This is a genomic window from Streptomyces sp. NPDC050732 (assembly GCF_040654255.1).
Lineage (GTDB): Bacteria > Actinomycetota > Actinomycetes > Streptomycetales > Streptomycetaceae > Streptomyces.
The window spans coordinates 141,901-163,241 of the sequence record NZ_JBFAHP010000004.1; the positions used below are offsets into that span (position 1 = coordinate 141,901).

The 21,341-nt window shown below is 69.6% G+C and carries 19 protein-coding genes; 12 read left to right on the forward strand and 7 right to left on the reverse strand.

Going from position 1 to position 21,341, the window contains the following annotated elements; all coding sequences use genetic code 11:
• The first annotated feature begins 3 nt into the window (after positions 1 to 3).
• A complete protein-coding gene (locus tag AB0H82_RS05410) occupies positions 4 to 1,260 on the forward strand; it encodes a Shedu anti-phage system protein SduA domain-containing protein (RefSeq protein ID WP_362989042.1) in 1,257 nt (418 codons plus the stop codon).
• A 317-nt stretch (positions 1,261 to 1,577) separates the two neighbouring features.
• Here the strand turns inward: AB0H82_RS05410 and AB0H82_RS05415 are convergent, their stop codons facing one another.
• The 3 genes from AB0H82_RS05415 to AB0H82_RS05425 all read right to left on the reverse strand — a co-directional run bounded on the left by AB0H82_RS05415 (position 1,578) and on the right by AB0H82_RS05425 (position 4,973).
• Positions 1,578 to 3,035, reverse strand: coding sequence for a catalase (locus AB0H82_RS05415; RefSeq protein WP_362989044.1), 1,458 nt, complete (start codon positions 3,033 to 3,035; stop codon positions 1,578 to 1,580).
• 175 nt (positions 3,036 to 3,210) lie between these two features.
• Positions 3,211 to 4,101, reverse strand: a complete 891-nt coding sequence (locus tag AB0H82_RS05420; RefSeq protein ID WP_362989046.1) for a 2-hydroxy-3-oxopropionate reductase — start codon at positions 4,099 to 4,101, stop codon at positions 3,211 to 3,213.
• 47 nt (positions 4,102 to 4,148) lie between these two features.
• Positions 4,149 to 4,973, reverse strand: a complete 825-nt coding sequence (locus tag AB0H82_RS05425) for a TIM barrel protein (RefSeq protein WP_362989048.1) — start codon at positions 4,971 to 4,973, stop codon at positions 4,149 to 4,151.
• Positions 4,974 to 5,099: 126 nt separating this feature from the next.
• On the opposite strand from AB0H82_RS05425, the gene AB0H82_RS05430 reads away from it, so the two are divergent.
• The 8 genes from AB0H82_RS05430 to AB0H82_RS05465 all read left to right on the forward strand — a co-directional run bounded on the left by AB0H82_RS05430 (position 5,100) and on the right by AB0H82_RS05465 (position 12,416).
• Positions 5,100 to 5,378 carry a hypothetical protein gene (locus AB0H82_RS05430; protein WP_362989050.1) on the forward strand — a complete coding sequence of 93 codons (279 nt, stop codon included), beginning with the start codon at positions 5,100 to 5,102 and terminating at the stop codon, positions 5,376 to 5,378.
• Positions 5,375 to 5,752 carry a helix-turn-helix domain-containing protein gene (locus AB0H82_RS05435; RefSeq protein ID WP_362989052.1) on the forward strand — a complete coding sequence of 126 codons (378 nt, stop codon included), beginning with the start codon at positions 5,375 to 5,377 and terminating at the stop codon, positions 5,750 to 5,752. The genes AB0H82_RS05430 and AB0H82_RS05435 overlap by 4 nt, the downstream gene beginning before the upstream one ends.
• A 166-nt stretch (positions 5,753 to 5,918) precedes the next feature.
• The gene (gene uraD / locus AB0H82_RS05440) at positions 5,919 to 6,431 is read left to right on the forward strand and encodes a 2-oxo-4-hydroxy-4-carboxy-5-ureidoimidazoline decarboxylase (protein ID WP_362989054.1); all 513 of its coding nucleotides are present in this window, start codon (positions 5,919 to 5,921) and stop codon (positions 6,429 to 6,431) included.
• On the forward strand, positions 6,428 to 6,844 hold the full coding sequence (gene uraH, locus AB0H82_RS05445) for a hydroxyisourate hydrolase (RefSeq protein WP_362989056.1): 417 nt from the start codon (positions 6,428 to 6,430) through the stop codon (positions 6,842 to 6,844). Before uraD ends, uraH begins: the two co-directional genes overlap by 4 nt.
• Positions 6,845 to 6,849: 5 nt before the next feature.
• Positions 6,850 to 7,782 (forward strand): factor-independent urate hydroxylase, encoded by a 933-nt coding sequence (gene pucL / locus AB0H82_RS05450; protein ID WP_362989058.1) that lies wholly within the window; start codon positions 6,850 to 6,852, stop codon positions 7,780 to 7,782.
• 68 nt (positions 7,783 to 7,850) lie between these two features.
• Entirely contained in the window at positions 7,851 to 9,278 is a 1,428-nt protein-coding gene (locus AB0H82_RS05455; protein ID WP_362989060.1) for a nucleobase:cation symporter-2 family protein, read from the forward strand.
• 42 nt (positions 9,279 to 9,320) lie between these two features.
• On the forward strand, positions 9,321 to 10,721 hold the full coding sequence (locus AB0H82_RS05460; protein ID WP_362989062.1) for an 8-oxoguanine deaminase: 1,401 nt from the start codon (positions 9,321 to 9,323) through the stop codon (positions 10,719 to 10,721).
• Positions 10,722 to 11,066: 345 nt separating this feature from the next.
• The gene (locus AB0H82_RS05465; protein WP_362989265.1) at positions 11,067 to 12,416 is read left to right on the forward strand and encodes a nucleobase:cation symporter-2 family protein; all 1,350 of its coding nucleotides are present in this window, start codon (positions 11,067 to 11,069) and stop codon (positions 12,414 to 12,416) included.
• 45 nt (positions 12,417 to 12,461) lie between these two features.
• On the opposite strand, the gene AB0H82_RS05470 is transcribed toward AB0H82_RS05465, so the two are convergent.
• Positions 12,462 to 13,388 (reverse strand): hypothetical protein, encoded by a 927-nt coding sequence (locus AB0H82_RS05470; RefSeq protein WP_362989064.1) that lies wholly within the window; start codon positions 13,386 to 13,388, stop codon positions 12,462 to 12,464.
• A 177-nt stretch (positions 13,389 to 13,565) separates the two neighbouring features.
• Here AB0H82_RS05470 and AB0H82_RS05475 point away from each other — a divergent pair, with 177 nt between their 5' ends.
• A complete protein-coding gene (locus AB0H82_RS05475; RefSeq protein ID WP_362989066.1) occupies positions 13,566 to 14,033 on the forward strand; it encodes an SgcJ/EcaC family oxidoreductase in 468 nt (155 codons plus the stop codon).
• A gap of 6 nt (positions 14,034 to 14,039) precedes the next feature.
• Here the strand turns inward: AB0H82_RS05475 and AB0H82_RS05480 are convergent, their stop codons facing one another.
• The 3 genes from AB0H82_RS05480 to AB0H82_RS05490 form a co-directional block, all read right to left on the reverse strand.
• Complete coding sequence (locus tag AB0H82_RS05480) at positions 14,040 to 14,951, reverse strand: hypothetical protein (RefSeq protein ID WP_362989068.1); 912 nt, start codon at positions 14,949 to 14,951, stop codon at positions 14,040 to 14,042.
• A 154-nt stretch (positions 14,952 to 15,105) separates the two neighbouring features.
• On the reverse strand, positions 15,106 to 15,969 hold the full coding sequence (locus AB0H82_RS05485) for a chitosanase (RefSeq protein WP_362989070.1): 864 nt from the start codon (positions 15,967 to 15,969) through the stop codon (positions 15,106 to 15,108).
• Positions 15,970 to 16,112: 143 nt separating this feature from the next.
• Positions 16,113 to 18,332, reverse strand: a complete 2,220-nt coding sequence (locus AB0H82_RS05490) for an alpha-N-acetylglucosaminidase (protein WP_362989267.1) — start codon at positions 18,330 to 18,332, stop codon at positions 16,113 to 16,115.
• 205 nt (positions 18,333 to 18,537) lie between these two features.
• On the opposite strand from AB0H82_RS05490, the gene AB0H82_RS05495 reads away from it, so the two are divergent.
• Positions 18,538 to 19,638 (forward strand): type III polyketide synthase, encoded by a 1,101-nt coding sequence (locus AB0H82_RS05495; protein WP_362989071.1) that lies wholly within the window; start codon positions 18,538 to 18,540, stop codon positions 19,636 to 19,638.
• Between the two features lie 142 nt (positions 19,639 to 19,780).
• Positions 19,781 to 21,250, forward strand: coding sequence for a glycine betaine/L-proline transporter ProP (proP, locus tag AB0H82_RS05500; RefSeq protein ID WP_362989073.1), 1,470 nt, complete (start codon positions 19,781 to 19,783; stop codon positions 21,248 to 21,250).
• Positions 21,251 to 21,341: the final 91 nt, after the last annotated feature.

Sequence of the window (21,341 nt, forward strand, 5' to 3'; positions counted from 1 at the left end):
TGCATGGCGGTACGAGTGGACATGTCGTTGGAGTGGCAACTTCGCGAAGTGAGCGGAGAGACCACTGACCAAGGGGTGCGCGAGGCGATATCTGCCGTAGTGGCGCACATGCACGGTGGGAGCGGCCGCAAGCGCCGGGGCGGCAAGGAGCTTGTGCATCTGCTCGCCATGGCGCGCGAGATTGCCGCTCGCGCGGGGGAGTGGGAGGCCGTACGGCAGCTCCACGACTCGATCGCCTACGCGGAAGGACGCATCCTGCGGCAGGACTTCGAGGAGCGGTACCGGCTCTTCCAGGATGGGGTGCGAGATGAGGGGAACCGTGACTTCCTCGCGCGCACGATGTGGGCGACGCACCACTGGATGGTCTCTGCCGCCCAGCAGTTCCTGAAGGACCACCCCGGTGCCACAGCGGCGGAGCTGGTGGAGCACTACCGGGCCGAGGGGGAGGACGCCCGTTTCTTGGAGGCCCCCGATGATCGTCCAGGTCGCTATGTCATCCCGCGTGGCCGTGCCGAGATAGCGATCTGGCTGGAGCGCATCCTGCGCGATAGCCGTATAGACGTCGAGGACCCCGTCGGGGCCGCCCGGAAGATCGCCACATCGCCGGAAGCACTCGCGCTGCTCGCGGCCGACGAGGAGGGGCAACTGCTGCTCCAAGCCGCGGAGTTGCAGCGCAGATCCGCCGGCCTTGCGGCGCTGGGCGCGGTCGTCGAGGACCGCGCGGCAACTGAGCACGACCTGCAGCGGGCTCTCAGGGGGCAGCCCTGGATCTTCGGCGGACGTTATGTGGGTGAGGCCGCGCGGCGCCGCCTCGTGCCCGGCGACGAGGTGGACATACCCCTGATCCGCGGTGACGGCGCCCTGCACGTCGTGGAGCTGAAGCGCGCGATGAGCCTGGAGGGGAAGTTGGTCAAGCGGCATCGCAACGGCTGGGTGCCGACGGCCCAGGTGAACGACGCCGTGGGCCAGGCCGTCAACTACCTCGTGGGGCTGGACGAAAACCGTGACCGCATCCGCGAGGAGTTCGGCATCGAGGCGCGCCGGGCCAGTGCCCTCATCCTGATCGGGCACCCCGACCTCCAGGCCGACGTACCGGAGGCCGAGATCAGCGAGGCCCTGCGCACGTTCAACGCCCATGTGAGCCGGGTCGAGGTGCTCACCTACAAGGAGCTCTTGGACAACGCACACCGTGCCCTGGGCGCACAGAAGAGTGCCGGTACGGGACCGTCCGTACCGGCACTCTGGTCTGACGTCGCATGAGCTTCGACGTTGTTGCCGCCCGACGGCGCGCGACTGGCGGAACATGCATACGCGCTGCCGGACGGAGTTGGTGGCCCCCGAAGGGGTCGGACGGGACCGCGGCGGTTGCGATGGACCGTGGGTTCCCCTCCCTCAGGTCGAGAAGGAATCCGCCGGACCTTGACCACCGCACTGGCTCGCAGAGCCGCCGCGGACCGTACCTGCCCGGCCGCGTCACGCACCACCCCTCATCCGGGTCCATGACGCAGGCGCGGGCTCAGCGCCGGCGAGTCGACCTCCCGTCAACCCACCGGCGCAGCCTGGGTGTTACTGCTCGCTCAGTCCTCGCGCAGGGCGCGGACGGCGTCCTCGACGCGCTTGCCGTAGTCGGGGTCGGCGGCGTGGAAGTGGGCGAGGTTCTTCTCGATGACGTCGTCGCGGGAGACCTGCGAGAGGCCGCCGGCGATGTTCGCCACCAGACGGGACTTCTCCTCCTCCGACATGAGGCGGTAGAGCTCGCCCGCCTGGAAGAAGTCGTCGTCCTTGGTGTGGGTCGGGGCGGCGTGCGTGCCGGTGTAGCCGGCGATCGCGAGCGGCGCCGACAGCGGCTGGCCGGTTTCGACCGGGCCGTCGTACGAGTTGGGCTCGTAGTTCTTGCGGTCGCGGCCGTACGCGTTGGACGCCATCAGGCCGTCGCGGCCGTAGTTGTCGGCCTTGGCCGCCTTGGGGGCGTTCACCGCGAGCTGGGTGTGGTTGACGCCCAGGCGGTAGCGGTGCGCGTCTGCGTACGCGAAGAGGCGGCCCTGGAGCATCTTGTCGGGGGAGGGGCCGATGCCCGGAACGAAGTTGTTCGGGGAGAACGCGGCCTGCTCGACCTCGGCGAAGACGTTGTCCGGGTTCCGGTCGAGGACCAGGCGGCCCACGCGCTGCAGCGGGTAGTCCTTGTGCGGCCACACCTTGGTGAGGTCGAACGGGTTGAAGCGGTAGTCCGCCGCCTCGGACGCGGGCATGATCTGCACGTGCAGCGTCCAGGACGGGTTCACGCCCCGCTCGATGGCCTGGAGCAGGTCGGTCTGGTGCGAGTTCGGGTCCTTGCCCGCGATCTCGGCGGCCTGCTCGGAGGAGAGGGAGCGGATGCCCTGGTTCGTCTTGAAGTGGTACTTGACGAAGAAGGCCTCGCCCTTGGCGTTCGTCCACTGGTAGGTGTGCGAGCCGTACCCGTTCATGTGGCGGTACGAGGCGGGGATGCCGCGGTCGCCCATGAGCCAGGTGATCTGGTGCGTCGCCTCGGGGGCGTGCGCCCAGAAGTCCCAGACGTTGTCCGGCTCCTGCTTGCCCGTGAAGGGGTCGCGCTTCTGGGAGTGGATGAAGTCGGGGAACTTGATGGGGTCCTTGATGAAGAAGACGGGCGTGTTGTTGCCCACGAGGTCGTAGTTGCCCTCTTCGGTGTAGAACTTCAGCGCGAAGCCACGGGGGTCACGGACCGCGTCCGCGCCGCCGAGGTTGTCGGCCACGGTCGAGAAGCGCAGGAAGACCTCGGTGCGCTTGCCGATCTCGCTCAGGAAGTCGGCGTGGGTGAAGCCGGTGACGTCGTCGGTCACCTCGAAGTGGCCGTACGCACCGGAGCCGCGGGCGTGCACGACACGCTCCGGGATGCGCTCACGGTTGAAGCGGGCGAGCTTCTCCAGCAGGTGCTGGTCCTGGAGGAGAATCGGGCCACCGACGCCGGCGGTGGCGGAGTTCTGGTTGTCGGCGACGGGGGCGCCGGACTCGGTCGTAAGCACGCGCTTCGACATCGTGACCTTCCGTGCTGTGACTGCTGAGGTGTTCGGAGCGTAAGGACCCCTGAACTGCTACGTCAACAGTTTGTTGAAGTTGATGATGGGGTTCCGGACCGCGGCGACGCCTGGGCGCGACAGGACAGGTGTCAGCGCCGCCGCGGCCCGGAAGTTCGAGGGAGCTCGGGAAGGACTAGAGCTCGGCGCCCGAGAGGCGCTCGACGGAGCGCAGCAGGGCGGAGTGGTCGAGGCCGCCGTCGCCCTGGGCGCGCAGCGAGGCGACCAGCTGGGCGACGACCGCGCCGACCGGCAGGGCCGCACCGACGTTGCGGGCGGCGTCGGTGACGATGCCCATGTCCTTGTGGTGCAGGTCGATCCGGAAGCCGGGCTTGAAGTCCCGGTTCAGGAAGTTGTCCTTCTTGCGGGTCAGCACGGTGGAGCCGGCGAGGCCGCCGTTGAGGACGTCGAGCGCGGCCTTGAGGTCCACGCCGGACTTCTCCAGGAAGACCACGGCCTCGGCGCACGCCTGGATGTTGACGGCGACGATGAGCTGGTTGGCGGCCTTCACGGTCTGGCCCGAGCCGTGCGGACCGCACAGCACGATGGTCTTGCCGAGGGCTTCGAGGAGCGGCTTGGCCTCGTCGAAGTCGGCCTGCTTGCCGCCGACCATGATGGAGAGCACGGCCTCGATGGCGCCGGCCTCGCCGCCGGACACCGGGGCGTCCAGGACGCGCAGGCCCTTCTCCTCGGCGGCCTTGGCGAGGTCCACGGAGGTCTGCGGGGTGATCGACGACATGTCGACGATCAGCGCGCCCGACTTCGCGTTCTCCAGGATGCCGTCGGGGCCGTACGCGATGGCCTCCACCTGCGGCGACGCGGGCACCATCGTGACGACCACGTCGGCGTCCTCGACGGCCTCCGCGATGGACTTCGCGGCGGTGCCGCCGGCCGCGGCCAGGCGGTCCAGCTTGTCCTGCTCCAGGGTGAAGCCGGTGACGGAGTAACCCGCCTTGATCAGGTTCTCGGACATGGGGGAGCCCATGATGCCGAGGCCGATCCATGCGATCTTGGGAAGGTTGCTCATGAGGGTGCCTTTCTGACTGCTCTGACTGCGGGAAACGGACGGGAGGTTCAGGCCTTCGGCAGCCAGCCGAACGCCTCGGCGCTCGGGGCGTCGCCCGGCTTGTACTCCAGGCCGACCCAGCCGTCGTAACCCGCCTGCTTGAGCTGGTCGAGGAGACCCTCAAGGGGGAGCGATCCCGTACCGGGGGCGCCACGGCCCGGGTTGTCGGCGATCTGGACGTGCCCCGTCTTGTCCGCGTACGCGGCGATGACCTGCGGCAGGTCCTCGCCGTTCATGGACAGGTGGTAGAGGTCCATGAGGAACTTGGCGTTGCCGAGTCCCGTGGCCGCGTTCACCTTGTCGACGATCTCGATCGCCTTGGGCGCGCTCACGATCGGGCAGAGCGGCGACTCCGGCTTGTTCAGCGCCTCGATCAGCAGGATCGCGCCGACGCGGTCGGCCTCGCGGGCGGCCAGCACCAGGTTCTCCAGGGCGAGTTCGTCCTGGACGGCCGGGTCCACGCCGTCGACGCGGTTGCCGTACAGCGCGTTCAGCGCCTTGCAGCCGAGCGACTCGGCGAAGTTCGCCGCCACCGAGAGGTTCGCGCGGAACTTCTCGCTCTCCTCGCCGGGGACCGACAGGGCGCCCCGGTCGGGGCCCGGCAGCTGCCCGGCGTAGAAGTTCAAACCCACCAGCCGCACGCCCGCGTCCTCGATCGCCTTCTTCAGGGCGTCGAGCTCGGACTGCTCGGGGGTGGGGGCGTCGACCCAGGGCCACCACAGCTCGACCGCGCCGAAGCCGGCCTTGGCGGCGGCCGCGGGGCGCTCCAGGAGCGGGAGCTCGGTGAAGAGGATCGACAGGTTCACATTGAAGCGCTGGTCGGAGTATCCCATGGGGCTTCCGCGCTCCTTCCGTATTGCGGAAATTCATTTCTGCTTGATGGAAGACTGCCTCCGTTCCGCGGAAGCTGTCAAGAGGGGGCTGCCGAAAAATCGCAGAGCGGCGTTAGGTTGTTGAGCGTGCGATTGAGAGTGGAGTTCACGACCGAACCCTTCGATCTCGACGAGGCCCCGGCGCATGCGCTGGTGGCTCGTGAGGTCATTCAGGGGGCCCCGCTGGACGCCGTGGACGTAGGTCCGTTCGGCAATACGGCCGAGGGCGATGTCGACGCGGTGCTGACCGCGGTCGACGCGATGCTGCGCCGGTCCCTCGGGGCCGGTGCCACCCGGGTGTCGCTCCAGGTCAACGTGATCGGCGAGCCGGGCGCGCCGGCGGACCCGGGGGAGGCGGATAAGTGACCGGTATCGGGGACGACCCCTTCGTCACCGCGGTGAAACCGCTGGTGGACGCCATGGGCGGCGAGATGCTGCCGCCCGACCAGGCGGGCGTCGACGACGTGGTCCTCGCCTGGGAGGGCGAGGACGTGGTGGCCGTGCGGCTGCCCCAGCTCGCCGACTCCCTGGACCACATCCTGCTCGCCCTGGAGCGCAAACAGGGCAGGCCCCTCGCCGAGCTCGACCGCAAGGCGAAGCAGGAGGTCGTACGGATTCTGGAGGCGCGCGGCGCGTTCTCCGTGCGGCACGGGGTGGAGACCGTGGCCGGCGCCCTCGGCGTCAGCCGCTTCACCGTCTACAACTACCTGAACCGGGAGAACGCCGCGAAAAGCGAGTGAACCTCCCACACGGTACGCGCCCCCTCACGGTACGCAGCCGAGCCGTCACCCGTCCTGCCGGGTGGCGGCTTCTTTGTTCAAGTTATTTCAACAAAGTGTTGACGCTGCGTTGTTGAAGGTCTTAGCTGTTCCGCAGCCCGTCCAGCACAAGGCCACGGAGGCTCCCGTGACTTCGAGTACGACACCGGGCATTGCCCGGTTCAACGCCTTGGAGGAGGCCGCGGCCACCGCCGCGCTCCACGAGGCCTGCGCCTCTTCGGCCTGGGGAAGCAAGCTGCTCTCCCAGCGCCCCTACGCCACCGCCGAAGACCTCTTCGCCGCCAGCGACGCCGCCATGGCCGAGCTCACCGCGGACGACCTGGCCGAGGCGATGGCGGGGCACCCGCCGATCGGGCGCCCGAAGCCCGGGGACCCGACCTCGTCCCGCGAGCAGCGGGGCATGGCGGGCGCCTCCGAGGAACTCAGGACCGAAATGCTCGAACTGAACCTGGCCTACCAGGAGAAGTTCGGTCACGTCTTCCTGATCTGCGCCACCGGACGCACCGGTGAGCAGATGCGGGACGCCGTCAAGGAACGGATCGGCAACTCGCCCGAACAGGAGCGGGAGATCGTCCGCACCGAACTGGGCAAGATCAACCGCATCCGCCTGACCCGCCTCCTGGAGGAGCAGACCGCATGAGCACGGGACCCTCAGACACCACGGCATCGGTGTCCACGCACATCCTGGACACCAGCGTGGGACGGCCCGCCGAGGGCGTCGCCATCTCCCTGTCCGCCCGCAGCGGCGCGGACGCGGCGTGGCAGGCGCTCGGCGGCAGCGCGACCGACGCGGACGGGCGCTGCAAGGACCTGCCGGCCCTGCCGGTGGGGACCACGCACGTACGCCTCGACTTCGAGACCGAGGCGTACTTCCTGAGCAAGAACAACCAGCAAGCCGAGGCGCAGCAGGACGCCCCCGCGAATCGGGACAGCGGTGCGAGTGGCGCGTTCTTCCCGGAGGTGGCGATCACGTTCGCCGTCGTGCCGGGCGAGCACTATCACGTACCGCTGCTGCTCAACCCGTTCGGCTACTCCGTTTACCGAGGGAGCTAGCAGACATGCCCACCATTCTGGGACAGAACCAGTACGGCAAGGCTGAGAACCGGGTCGTAAAGATCACGCGGGACGGCGACACCCATCACATCAAGGATCTGAACGTCTCCGTCGCCCTCTCCGGCGACCTCGACGACGTCCACTACAACGGCTCGAACGCCAACTGCCTGCCGACGGACACGACGAAGAACACCTGCTTCGCGTTCGCCAAGGAGTACGGCATCGAGTCGGCCGAGCAGTACGGCATCCACCTCGCCCGGCACTTCGTGGACAGCCAGCCCTCGATCCACCGCGCGCGCATCCGCATCGAGGAGTACTCGTGGGAGCGCATCGGCGGCTCCGACAGCAACTCCAAGTTCATCGGCGCCGACGAGGTGAAGCACTCCTTCGTCCGCAAGGGCCAGGAGACGCGCCTCGCCCAGATCACGTACGACGGCGAGCAGTTCGAGGTCCTCTCGGGGCTCAAGGACCTGACCGTGATGAACTCCACGAACTCCGAGTTCTGGGGCTACATCAAGGACAAGTACACGACCCTCCAGGAGGACTACGACCGCATCCTCGCCACCTCCCTGTCCACCTGGTGGCGGCACAACTGGACCAGCGACGAGCAGCGCATGCCGAGCTGGGAGCGGTCGTACGAGCAGGCGAAGAAGCACATCCTGCACGCCTTCGTGGAGACCTACTCGCTGTCGCTGCAGCAGACGCTCTACCAGATGGGTTCGCGGGTCATCAACAACCGCAGCGAGATCGACGAGATCCGCTTCTCCGCGCCCAACAAGCACCACTTCCGTCAGGACCTCTCGCCCTTCGGCCTCGACAACGAGGCCAAGGACGGGGCCGTCTACTACGCCGCCGACCGTCCCTACGGCCTGATCGAGGCCACGATTCTGCGGGACGGCGTCGAGCCGAAGATCCCGGTCGACATGACCAACCTCTGACGCGGGATGCGCGCCCCCGCCCCACTTACGTCAAGCGGGGGCGCGCCACACCGGAGGGAACATCCGCAATGGCACAGCCTGCAAAGGGGCCGGCAGCAGCCGAAGGCCCATGTTCCACCCCATCGGACACAGCGGCAGCAGCTGACGGCGCGTCAACTGTTGACTGCCACCCGGTGGATGAGAAGCTCCACCCCTCGCGGCTCGTCCCCGCCGCACTCCAGCACATCGCCGCCATGTACGCGGGTGTGGTCACCCCTCCGCTCATCATCGGCCAGGCCTGCGGCCTGGACACCGTGGCGCAGACCCGGCTCATCGCCGCAGGGCTCCTCATCGCCGGTCTCGCCACCATCCTGCAGACCCTCGGTGTCAAGGGCTTCGTCGGCAACCGCCTGCCGTTCGTCAACGCCGCGTCGTCGGCGGGCATCGCGCCCATCCTCGCCATCGCCGAGACCAACGCCAAGGGCGACCAACTCCCCGCGATCTACGGCGCGGTGATGGTCGCGGGCGTCTTCTGCCTCGCCGTCGGGCCCTTCTTCGGCCGGCTGCTCCGTTTCTTCCCGCCGCTCGTCACCGGCGTCGTCATCACCCTCATCGGCGTCACGCTGATGCCCGTGCCCGTGAAGTGGGCGCAGGGCGGCGACGACACCGACCCGACGTTCGGCGACATGAAGTACCTGGCGCTCGCCGCCTTCACACTCGTCGTGATCCTGTGCTTCCAGCGCTTCGGCCGCGGCTTCCTCAAGCAAGTCGCCCTGCTGGCGGGCATGTTCATCGGCACGCTCGCCGCGATCCCGTTCGGCCTCGCCGACTTCACCTCGGTGCGGACCGCCCCGCTGGCCGCGCTGCCCACGCCCTTCGCCGCCGGCGCCCCCGTCTTCCAGCCCGCCGCGATCCTCTCGCTCTGCATCGTGATGCTGGTCCTGATGACCGAGTCCGCCGCCGGAATGCTCGCACTCGGCGAGATCTGCGAACGAAAGACCGACGGGAAGACCATCACCCGCGGCCTGCGCACCGACGGCATCGCCACCCTGGTGGGACCCGTCTTCGGCGGCTTCCCGACCTCCGCCTTCGCGCAGAACGTCGGCGTGGTCTCCCTGACCCGCGTCCGCAGCCGCTACGTCGTCGCCGTCGCGGGCGCCACGCTCATCGTGCTCGGCGCCTTCCCCGTGCTCGGCGCCGTCGTCAACGTGGTCCCCATGCCGGTCCTCGGCGGCGCGGGCATCGTCCTCTTCGGCTCCATCGCGGTCAGCGGCATCCGCACGCTCTCCGAGGCGGGCCTCGACGACAGCTCCAACATCATCCTGGTGGCCGTCGCGCTCGGAGCGGGCATCATCCCGCTCGCCGCGCCCACCTTCTACGCGGAGTTCCCCGCGTGGGCCCAGACCGTGCTCGGCTCCGGCATCAGCGCCGGCGCGCTCGTCGCGGTCACGCTCAACCTGTTCTTCCACCATCTCGGCACCCGTGGCTCCACCGCCGCGGCACTCAAATCTTCCTAGGGTCATGCCGTGCCCTCTCGCCACACACAGTAAGGAAGCACCATGGCAGCCTCGGCAAACCCCAGCTCTCCCGCAGAGCGCATCGTCATCGAGAACGCCGCGATCGCGACCGTCGACGCCCAGGACACCGAGTACGCCTCGGGGTACGTCGTCGTCGCCGGGAACAGCATCGAGTCCATCGGCGCGGGCAAGGCCCCGGAAGGCCTGGAGAACGTCGTACGCCGCGTCGACGCCACCGGCCACCTCGTCACCCCCGGCCTGGTCAACACGCACCACCACTTCTACCAGTGGATCACCAGGGGCCTGGCCACCGACCACAACCTGTTCAACTGGCTGGTGGCGCTGTACCCGACGTGGGCCCGCATCGACGAGCGGATGACGTACGCGGCCGCCCAGGGCTCCCTCGGCATGATGGCCCGCGGCGGCGTCACCACCGCCATGGACCACCACTACGTCTTCCCGAAGGGCTCCGGCGACCTCTCCGGGTCGATCATCCGCGCCGCCTCCGAGATGGGCGTCCGCTTCACCCTGGCCCGCGGCTCCATGGACCGCAGCGAGAAGGACGGCGGCCTCCCCCCGGACTTCGCCGTCGAGACCCTTGAGGGCGCGCTCGCCGCCACCGAGGAGACCGTCAGGAAGCACCACGACGCCTCCTTCGACGCGATGACGCAGGTCGCCGTCGCGCCCTGCTCGCCGTTCTCCGTGTCGACCGAACTCATGAAGCAGGGCGCCGAGTTGGCGCGCGGCCTCGGCGTACGCCTGCACACCCACGGCAGCGAGACGGTCGAGGAGGAGAAGTTCTGCCACGAGCTCTTCGGCATGGGCCCCACCGACTACTTCGAGTCGACCGGCTGGCTCGGTGACGACGTGTGGATGGCGCACTGCGTCCACATGAACGACTCCGACATCGCCGCGTTCGCCCGCACCGGTACGGGCGTCGCCCACTGCCCGTCCTCCAACGCCCGCCTCGCCGCCGGCATCGCCCGCGTCCCCGACATGCTGAAGGCGGGCGTCCCCGTCGGCCTCGGCGTCGACGGCACCGCCTCCAACGAGTCCGGCGAACTCCACACCGAGCTGCGCAACGCCCTCCTCATCAACCGCCTCGGCGCCCACCGCGAAGCCGCCCTGAACGCCCGGCAGGCGCTGCGCCTCGGCACCTACGGCGGCGCGCAGGTCCTCGGCCGCGCCACCCAGATCGGCTCCCTGGAGGCGGGCAAGCTCGCCGACCTGGTGCTCTGGAAGATCGACGGCATCGGACACGCGTCGATCGCCGACCCGGTGACCGCCGTCGTCTTCGGCGCGGCGGCCCCGGTCACGCTCTCCCTCGTCAACGGCAGGCCGGTCGTCGAGAACGGCCGCCTGCTCCACGCCGACGAGGACGCCATCGCCCGCTCCACGCGGGAGGAGGCACAGCGTCTCGCGCGGATCGCCGCCGAGAGCTGAACCCAAGAACTCCGGTCAGGGGGGACGGCCCCTGACCGGACTTGAGCAGCCGAGCGGGCTGCTCAAGTGCCGCCCCGGAACGTGGCCCAAAGCTTCGCGTTCCCGGGGCGGTCAGTACTACCTGGGCGCATTTCCCACCACCGCATACCGAGCAAGTCCTTGCACCACCCCCCACCCCCCACCTCCCAGAAGCGAAAAGTGCCGGCGCCCAGCCGGGACCGGAAAACAACCGGAGGAGCCACAGTGGCCACTCAGCCCAGGTTCACCAAGCAAGGCACCACCCCGGACCCAGACACCGACGAGGGGTCCATACATCCCGTCGACGAGAAGCTCCCCCCGCTCAAGATGGCGACGACCGGCCTCCAGCACGTGGCGGCCATGTATGCGGGAGTCGTCGCCCCGCCGCTGATCGTGGGCGCCGCCATCGGCCTCTCCGCCAAGGAACTCACCTTCCTCACCGGCGCCTGCCTCTTCACCGCGGGCCTCGCGACCTTCCTGCAGACCCTCGGCGTCTGGAAGATCGGCGCCCGGCTGCCCTTCGTCAACGGCGTCACCTTCGCCGGTGTCGCGCCCATGCTCGCGGTCGTCGACTCGACCAAAGACAAGGACGACGCCCTGCCGATCATCTTCGGCGCGGTGATCGTCGCGGGTGTGCTCGGCTTCGTCGCCGCCCCGTTCTTCTCGAAGATGATCCGCTTCTTCCCGCCGGTCGTCACCGGCACGGTCATCACCCTCATCGGCATCTCGCTGATGCCGGTCGCCTTCGGCTGGGCACAGGGGCCCGTCCCCGGCGCCGACGACTACGGCTCGATGAAGAACCTGGGACTCGCCGGCATCACCCTCGTCATCGTCCTGCTCCTGCGCCGCTTCACCACCGGCTTCGTCAAGCAGATCGCGGTCCTGCTCGGTCTTGTCCTCGGCACGCTCGTCGCGATCCCCTTCGGCGTCACGGACTTCGGCCCGGTCGGCGACGCGGACATCGTGGGCTTCCCGACGCCGTTCCACTTCGGCGCACCGCAGTTCGCGGCCGCCGCGATCGTCTCGCTCTGTGTCGTCATGGTCGTCTCCATGACGGAGTCGACGGCCGACATGCTCGCCCTCGGGGAGATCGTGGACCGCCCCGCCGACGAGAAGACCATCGCCGCGGGCCTGCGCGCGGACTGCCTCGGCTCGGCGGTCAGCCCGCTCTTCAACGGCTTCATGTGCAGCGCCTTCGCGCAGAACATCGGCCTGGTCGCGATGACGAAGATCCGCAGCCGGTTCGTGGTCGCCGCGGGCGGCGGCTTCCTCGTCCTGATGGGCCTCTGCCCGATCGCCGCCTCGCTGATCGCGGTCGTGCCGCGCCCGGTGCTCGGCGGCGCGGGCGTGGTCCTCTTCGGCTCGGTCGCGGCGAGCGGCATCCAGACACTGGTCAAGGCGAACCTGGAGAAGGACAACAACGTCCTGATCGTGGCGGTCTCGCTGGCCGTCGGCCTGATCCCGATCGCGGCGCCGGAGTTCTACCACGCGTTCCCGGAGACCGCGAAGATCATCCTCGACTCGGGCATCTCGACGGGCTGTGTGGCGGCCGTCCTCCTGAACCTGGTCTTCAACCACATCGGCAAGGGCCGCGACGAGGACGACGTGACGGCGCCGATGGAGCCGGGCGGCGAGATCGCCCAGTCACGCGTGCCGGGCCAGGCGGTGGCGCACTGAGCCCGCCCGTCCCTCGCGCGGCCGGACCGCGCGAGGGACGGCGTCTCAACCGTCGACGTCCATGGCGTTCGGGTCCGGCGCGGCACCGGCGTCGGTGACGACCTTGATGACGTTGCCGTTCTTGTCGCACAGCTCCGCACGGACGACGAACCCGGCCTGGATGCCCTTCCAGAAGATGACTTCCTGCTGCTGGGCGAAGGCCGTGGTGCCCAGCGTGTCCACCAGGTCGATGCCGCCGGGCGCGTTGATGACGTAGCGCCAGCCGCTCCCGTCCGGCTGCCGTGCCCACTCCGGCACGTAGCCGCCCGGGGAGCGGGTGGTGCTCACGAAACCGCTCTTCTGCAGCAGCTTCTGGTAGTGCCGGAGGCTGGCGGGCAGCTTCTCGTTCCAGGGCTTGAACCCCTTGCCGAGGATCTGGTCGGGCGTCCTGCCGTCCCACCGGTACAGGGGTTCGCTGTCCTTCCGGTAGCGCAGCGGGGGTACGGCCCGCCCCTGCTTCCTGTCCTCGCGCATCGACTTCACCTTGCCGGGGTCGACGCCGTACGTGCTCTCGCCGAAGCCCGCCGCGGCCTGGGGAGTCGGCGTGGTGGCACGCGGATACTTGTCCCGCTCCGCCATGAACGACGGGAAGTCGTACTCGCCCGCCTCCGAGTCGGCGCCCCCGTCGGACAGCTCCTCGGCGTCGGAGAAGTCCAGCCGGTCGATGTCCATGGCGTCCTGGTCGGCCGCGCGCTGCACCACGGGCTGCTCGCCCTGCTGATGACCACAGCCGGTCCCGTGCCGGTGCCGCTCCCGCTCCGCGGCTTGCCCGGCCCCGCGCAGCATCTGTACGACGGCGGCGTTGCCCGCCCTTCCCTGGAGGGCGAGGAGCCGCTGGAGCGGCGTGTCGTCGGCGGCCGTCGTCGCGGGTCCGCGGGTCGCGGTCCGCGCTTTCGCGGCGTCGTGCTTTCCGGCGTGGTCGTGTTCGCGCAACGGGGCTCCTCAGTCACAGAGCCACCCACTCTCCGGGACGGCCACCCCACGGGACCAGGACCGGAAGGGCAGTCCTCCGTGCAGTCCCCGTGGTCCGCGCGGCTTGACCTCAAGTGCCCTTGATGTTTGAGGATACGAGTGCGAACGAACACGGGACCACCTGAACGGGGAGCTGTCATGCGCACCGAATCGACCACCACCGACGCCGCTGTAGCCACCGAAGCCGCCGTAGCCACCGAAGCCGAAGAGCTCGCCGCCATCCGCCGGGTCGTCGCCGACGCCGCGGAGTTCCAGAACGACGTGGAGCGCTTCATCCCGCTCTTCACGGCCGACACCACGGTCGTGAACTTCGGCGGGCGCCGGGTCGCGGGCCGGGACACGTTGGAGCAGGCGATGCGGGAGGCCCTGGCGTCCCCGCTGGCCGACGTGATCACCACGGTCGAGGAGGAGGACATCCGCTTCCTCCGTCCCGACGTGGCGATCGTCGCGAGCGTCAAGCACGCCTCCGACCGCAGACGTCCGGGCGCCGACGGCGAACCCCTGGCGCCCCTGCCCGCCACGTCCGGGCGGCTCACGCACGTCCTGGTGAAGGAGGGCGGCGACTGGCGGATCACCTCCTCCCAGACGACGCCGATCCTGAAGTGAGCGCGGCTACTTCCCGCAGACCGCCGCGGAGTTGACGTACCCGCCCGCGTTCTCGTCGTCCGTGCCGAGGACGGCGGTACGGGAGCCCGGCACGCACTCGACCGCCTCGATCTTGTGGCCCTCGAACTTCCGCAGTACGTCGGGGGATTCGGCGACGGTGAGCCGGACCTTCCCGGAGCGGCTCACCGAGACCGTGCCCGCGTCCATGACCGCCGAGTCGAAGGGGCCGTCGTCGCCCGCGTCGGAGGCCGAGCTGATCCGGAGGCGGCCCGCCGCGGTGACGGAGATGTCCGAGGCGTGGCGGACCTCGCCGGTCGGGAAGGGCGCGCGGAGGCGGGCCGTGGTGACCCGGCCGAAGTCGGCCTCGCCGTACCGGTTGAAGGAGAAGGGCGCCGCACGCAGCGTCGACGGGCGGTCCTCGCCCGCGCCCCGGTCGGCCCAGACCGCCGCGAGCTTCCCGTGCCGCGAGGTCAGCGCGAAGCTCTCGTAGTCGTCGCCGTCGGCGATGGCGGGGAGGGGAGAGGTGTCCAGGACAGCGGCTTCGCCTCCCGTCACCTTCAGGTGGTAGACGAGGCCGCGGCTCGCGAGGGCCACGTACTCGTCGGAGGTGCCGGGCACCGTCTCGACCGCCTCCAGATCCATGGGCTCGGCGGTGCCCGTCCAGGTGAGCGGTGCGACGGCGGCGGAGCGGCCGGGGCGGTAGGTGAGGGCGGCGAGGCGGTTCTGGCCGGGCTTCTTGTTGTCGCGTACGACGAGCGCGCGTATCTTCCCCTCCGTTTCCTGCGTGAGGGCGAGACCGCTGATGCCGGAGCGGATGTCGTCACCGGCCCGCTGCCAGCCCTCGGCCGCCCCGGCGGGGTGGACGGCGCCCGTCGTGAGGAGCGCGGCGGCGGTCAGAAGAGTCGTGCGGAGGAACATGTGGGTCTCTCACCTCGGTGCTGGTTGACGCGCGTAGACGGGGAGTTGGCCGGGACGGTACCCACGTCAACCGTGTGGAGGCAAGAGGTGTGGAAGAGGTGTGCGCGTGGCGGTGGCAGCCGGGGGAGGGCCGGCTGCCACCGCTCGGGCCCGGTCAGCCGATGTGGTAAGGGTCCCCGTAGACCTTCCAGTCCAGCGGCGGGTCCAGGTTGAGGTTCCGCTTCTTCAGGAAGAACCGCTGCGCGGTGTCGACCCGGCTGGTGTCCTCGTGGGCCTCCTCCTGCTTCATCGCCCAGACGCGCGCGTCGAGGAACGCGTTCAGATACGCCACCTCGTCGCCGCCCTGGGCCGGCGGCTTGGCCGAACGCAGCGCGCGCTTGCGGATGTTGCGGAAGCTGGTGGAGTCGCTGCCGTCGCCGTGCATGACGATCGCGTCGTAGTAACAGAACTGGCCGAGGACGCCGATGCCGTCCGCCTTGCCCTGCTTGACCGCCGGGTTGAAGTAGACGCGGTCGCGCTCGCTGTCCTGCGCCTTGCGGAACTCCGCGTCGGTGTCGGCGGCCCGCTGCCAGTCACGTGTGAAGTTCGGGTCGAGGCCGTCGTGCGAGTCGGTGCCGTCGACCCTGCGCAGGGCCGGGAGGTACTTGGCGAGTACGTTCCCGGGCTTGCGCTGGGTGTAGAGCTCGACCAGGTCGAGCATGTCGCCGGTGCCGGAGCAGAAGCCGATGATGCCCGCGGTGTAGCCGCGGCCGTCGCCGATGTCCTCGATGTAGCGGTACTGCTTCTTCCACTCCAGCGAGGAGTTCTCCGCGCTGCAGACGATCTGCATCGCGATCTCCTTCTTCGCCGGGTCGTCGAGCCCGCCGGCCGCGACGAGGAGCGAGCGCGTGGAGGCGCCCGCCGACTGGGTGGCGAGGAGCGGGCCCGCCACGGCCGCGGCGCCGGCGAAGGCGAGCAGCGTGCGGCGGGAGGTGAGGGCGGTGCCGGTGGTGCGCGGTGCTATGTGGGGGGTCTCCATGAGGGCCTCCAGAGAAGGGAGTTCACCGTACGGACGGGGGACTGCTTCGTTCCGCGTACTGTTAGGAAGGTTTCCTACCAGAGATTCGCGATGACGTATACCCGTCAAGCAGGCTCGCTCAGGGGCGCGGGGTCCCGAGGGCCCTAAGACGCGCCCAGCCGGTCCCGCACCCGTGTGGCGATCTCGTACACGTCTCCCGTCGGGCGGACCCGCAGCGGCCCGGGGTCGCGGATCCACGCCTCCTCGACCGCGAACCAGTCGATCTTCTCGGGGACCCGGTTCTCCGAGAGCGCGGAGCGCAGCTCCGTGAAGTACCGCTCCCAGCGCAGCCGGTACAGGCCGCCGACGAGCCCCGCCCACTCACGGTTCGCGTAGTCGCGCAGCCCTGCGTCGGCGCCGGAGCGGGTGCCCCACACCGTCAGCAGGGAGAGCTGGTCGTACGCGAGCCGGTCCCGTTCCGCCGTGTCGGCGCCCCACGCGCGGGCGTCCGCGACCCAACGGCCGAGCAGCTGCCGGGAGTCGGTGGCGAGGAGCCGGTCGAGCAGGTCCATCAGGGCGAGCCACTCGCGGGTCAGCCGGTCGAAGCGGCCGGTGTCCCCGGCGTCGTACGCCTTCTTGATGCGCGGCAGCAGTACGCGGCTGCGGTTGGAGAGGGCCTGCCGGGCGACGTCGAGAAGGTCGTACCGGTACGCGGAGGACCGCCGCAACCCGGCCCGCACGCGCAGGAGTTCGCCGAGGGCGGGCTCGAACTCCTCCGGTGCGTAGCGCATCGCCTTGGGTGACCAGGCCGCCGCCGACCGTGCCGCGAGGTCGGGCCGCGCGCCGAAGAGGCCGTCGGCGCCTTCGGCCCACCGGTCGGCGCGGGTCGTGCCGTAGGCGGTGCGGCGCAGCACGTCCCAGGCGGCTTCGGCGTGCGGGTCGGCGGCTCCGTACCGTACGGTCGACCACTCGGCGAACCACGACTTCAGGTTCAAGTCGCCCTCGCGCCACGCCAGTTCGGAGAAGAGCTCGAAAGCGGCGGGGTTGTTGTCGGCGGCCTCCGGCATGAGGGAGATGCCGCGCAGGGTGCTGCCCTGCCTGGTGCGCCACTTCTCGTACAGTTCGGCCCAGTCGGGGGTGTTGGCGCCGAGGGTGGTGTGGCCGCCGAAGTTCCAGATGGAGCCGAAGGTGTAGGGCGTGTCGCCCCAGTCGGCCTCGCGGTCGGTGATGTTCGGGAAGCGGTCGGAGAGGCCGTCGACGACGAGCATCCGCTGTTTGTCGACGGCGTCGGTGATGGCCTTCGGCGGGTTGTGCTGCCAGCCGAGGATCACCCAGGTGGCGCCGGGGTGCGCGGTCCGCAGGGCCTTCTCGACGCCCTTGGCGGCATCGCCGACGGGCACGTCGCCGGGCTTCCCGCCCTCGTGGAGGAGGTCCATCTTGTACATCGTGGTCGGGCCGAACAGCTCGTCCTGCGCGCGGTAGAACGCGGCGGCGACGCGCGCGAAGTGGCCGGTGCGCGGATCCAGCCAGTCGGGCCGCGCGAAGCCCACCCAATCGCCCTGCGGGACGGTCCTCGCGCCCGGGTTCTTCTCCTTGAAGTCCGGCGGCACGGTCCCGAAGTAGCCCGGAAGGACGGGCGTCATGCCGAGGTCGCGGAGCCGGTCGCAGATGCGGCGGCCCAGCCGGGCGCGGGCGGCGAGCAGCTGCCGGGAGACCGGGTGCGGGAACGACGACATGTTCTGCAGGAGCCACCACGGCTGGTGGGCGGGGCCGGGCACCCAGGCGCGCAGCTCGACGTCGGAGTACCCGAACTCCTGGAAGGCGCGGTGGTAGACGGCGTCCGCGCCCGCGTACACGAGGACTTCGTTGTAGCCGTGCAGCGCGAGCACGTCGATCTCGCGCTCCCAGTACGCCCAGTCGTGGTACGCCCCCGTATAGCCGTCGTTGGTGTCGTTCAGGACGAAGCGGTGCGGGATGTTGGCGGCGCGCGTGAGGGGTCCGGCGGGTGCGGGGAGCCGCTTCGGCAGGTGATCGGTCCGGCTGCCCGCCCAGGTGATGTTGGCGTGCGTGACGTGCTTCAAGTAATGCCGCAGCCCGGCGAGTTGGGTGGCGGGGCTGGTCCCGGCGACGGTGATGCGCCCGCGTCGCCCGGTCACCTGGAAGGAGTCCTCGGCGCCCGTCTCCCTCGGCACGGTCCTGAAGGTGAGCTGGTCCGAGTGGCGGGGGAGCAGGCGCCGGGCGGCATCGGCGGCGGCGTTCCGGCGCGCGCCGCGCGCGTCGTCGGTGGTGGTGGCGCCGCCGGCGGGCGAGCCGGAACAGGCGACGGCGGCGACACCGGCCGTGCCGGCGAGACCGGCGAGGAAGGTGCGGCGGTGGAGGGGCAGCGGCATACGGACTCCGTCGGTCGGGCGGGGGTGCGGGTGCGCGGTGCGGGGCGGTGCGGTGGGGCGCGGTGCGGTGGGTGCCGAGGGGTCTCTTTCCCCGGCAGCCTTGGGCTCAATGGGAGCGGCGGCATCTGAATGCTCCCTTCGACACGCGCCCGCTCACCGAGATGCGCGTCCGGAACCGCCGATCTACGTTGGCCCGGAAATGGGACCTCACGGACTTCACGGGCAAAGGACCGATGTGATGACAACGTCAACGTCTGCGCGCATCCTCAACATCGGGACAGCCGTTCCGGGAGTTCCGATCGCCCAGGAGAAGCTCTGGGACGAATTCTTTCGGGACCGCTATGTGAGCGAGCCTTCGGCCGAGCACATCTTCAAGAGCGCGGGGGTGCGAACCAGGCACTGCGTATGGGATCCGCGTGAACATCTGGTGGACAGGACGCCCACCCTGGCGGAGCGCATGCGGGCGTGGCAGGAGCACGTGATGGCCTTGGGCGCGAAGTCCTCCGCCGAGGCCTTGACCGGTTACGACGTGAAAGATGTCGGCTCGTTCACCATGGCGAGCTGCACCGGGTACGTCGGTCCCACTCCGGAGATGATGCTGGCCAAGGAATTCGGCATGCCGCGCACGCTGCGGCGGACTTTCGTAGGGCATATGGGTTGCTTCGCGGCCTTCAACGTATTGAAGGTGGCGCTCGACTCCGTCACCTCCCGCCCCGACGAGCTCGCGCTGGCCAACTGTTCCGAAACCTGCACGGTGCATCTGGTGCCGGAGGCGACGGTGGAACAGATCGTGGTCAGCAGTCTGTTCGCCGACGCGAGCGCTTCCGTGCTGCTCGGTCCGGACGACGGCCAGGGGCCGGCCCTCCTCGGGACCCACACCGAGACGCACTACGAGACCTCCGATGCCATGCGGTGGACGGTCGGGGACGTGGCGTTCCGCATGGCACTGTCCCCGAAGGTCCCCGCCATGATCTCCGCCGTCGTCGTTCCGTTCGTCGACAGGCTGCTCGAAGCGCAGGGGCTCACCCGGAAGGACGTGGGCCACTGGGGTATTCATCCCGGCGGGCCGAGGATCGTCGACTCGGTCGGAGAGGCGCTGGGAATCGACGAAGCGGGCCTGGCCCCCTCCCGGCGAGTCCTTGAGGCCTATGGCAACTGTTCGTCGGCGACGATCCTGTTCGTCCTGAAGCAGATCATGTCGGGGGGTCCGGGCCAGCGTCCCGTGAAGCCCGGAGACATCGGCGTCATCATGGCGTTCGGGCCCGGCCTGACCCTGGAGTCCGCCGCTGTCCGCTTCTGATTCCCCAAACGGGACCTAAGTCCTTCACCCGGGGGACTTCGGACCATCGGCGCGAGGACCAAAGACGGGCACTGACGCTCCCGCCGGAGGGCACGGTTGATCGACGACCGAACCCTGTGCCGACCGAAAGAGTGACAGCCCCGTGAGCGCGCCCGAAGCCCCCGAAATACCGGCACCGCCCGCTCCCGAGGCGGTGGCGCGGCACCGCGCGCTCTTCCGGGCGATCCACCGCCGCAAACACCCCCGCCTGCGCCAGTCGGACATCACCGTCACCGAGGAGGCGCAGGTCAAGCGGGCGGTGAAGGCGACCGCGCTGGGCAACGCCATGGAGTGGTACGACTTCGGCGTCTACGCCTACCTCGCCGTCATCATCGGCAAGGAGTTCTTCCCCTCCGGGAACGACACCGCGCAGACCCTCTCCTCCCTGGCGACCTTCGCCGCCGCCTTCCTGGTGCGCCCCATCGGCGGCATGTTCTTCGGCCCGCTGGGCGACAAGGTCGGCCGCAAGAAGATCCTCGCGCTCACCATGATCATGATGTCGGCGGCGACGCTGGCGATCGGCCTGATCCCGAGTTACGGCTCCATCGGCTTCTGGGCGCCGGTCCTCCTGGTCCTCTGCCGCATGGTGCAGGGCTTCTCCACGGGCGGTGAGTACGGGGGCGCCGCGACGTTCATCGCCGAGTACGCGCCCGACAAGCGCCGCGGATTCTGGGGCTCCTTCCTGGAGTTCGGCACCCTCATCGGCTACACGGCCGCCGCGCTGCTCGTCACCACACTGACCGCGCTGCTCAGTGACGACGCCATGCAGTCGTGGGGCTGGCGCATTCCGTTCATGGTGGCGGCGCCGCTCGGCCTCATCGGCCTCTACCTGCGGATGAAGCTCGACGAGTCGCCCGCCTTCCAGAAGATGGAGGAGGGCGAGGGACCTGCCGCCGAACGCCAGAAGAAGTCCTTCAGGGAGTCCTTCTTCGGCCAGTGGCGGGCGATGCTGCTCTGCATCGCGCTGGTCGCGGCGTTCAACGTCACCGACTACATGCTGCTGTCGTACATGCCGACGTACCTCACGCAGCTCGGCTTCGGCGAGACCGGCGGCCTGATGTCCATCGTCGTCGTCATGCTGATCCTGATGGCCCTCATCAACTCCGTCGGCCGGCTCTCCGACCGCATCGGCCGCAAGCCGGTCCTGATGGCGGGCTCGGTCGGCTTCTTCGTCCTCGCCCTCCCCGCGTTCCTCCTCATCAAGCAGGGCGGCACGCTGCCGGTCTTCGCGGGTCTGCTCATCCTCGGCCTCGCCCTCGTCTGCTACCTCGGCGCCATGTCGTCGTCGCTCCCGGCCCTGTTCCCGACGGACGTCCGCTACGGCTCCCTGTCCATCGGCTTCAACATCTCGGTCTCGCTCTTCGGCGGTACGACCCCGCTGGTCGTCGCGGCCCTCATCGGCGCGACCGGCAACGACCTGATGCCCGCGTTCTACACGATGCTCGCCGGACTCGTCGGCATCGTCGCGGTGGCCGCCATGAAGGAGACCGCCCGCAAGCCGCTGGAGGGTTCGCCGCCGTCGGTGGCGACGGACGAGGAGGCGCGGGAACTCGTGGAGTCCCAACGCGGCTGAACCACCCCGGAGTTGACGGGTCCCCGCCCCGGTTCACCCTGTGTACATTCGGGCGGGGTGTTACCCGACGCACGGCGTATGCCGGAGCGAC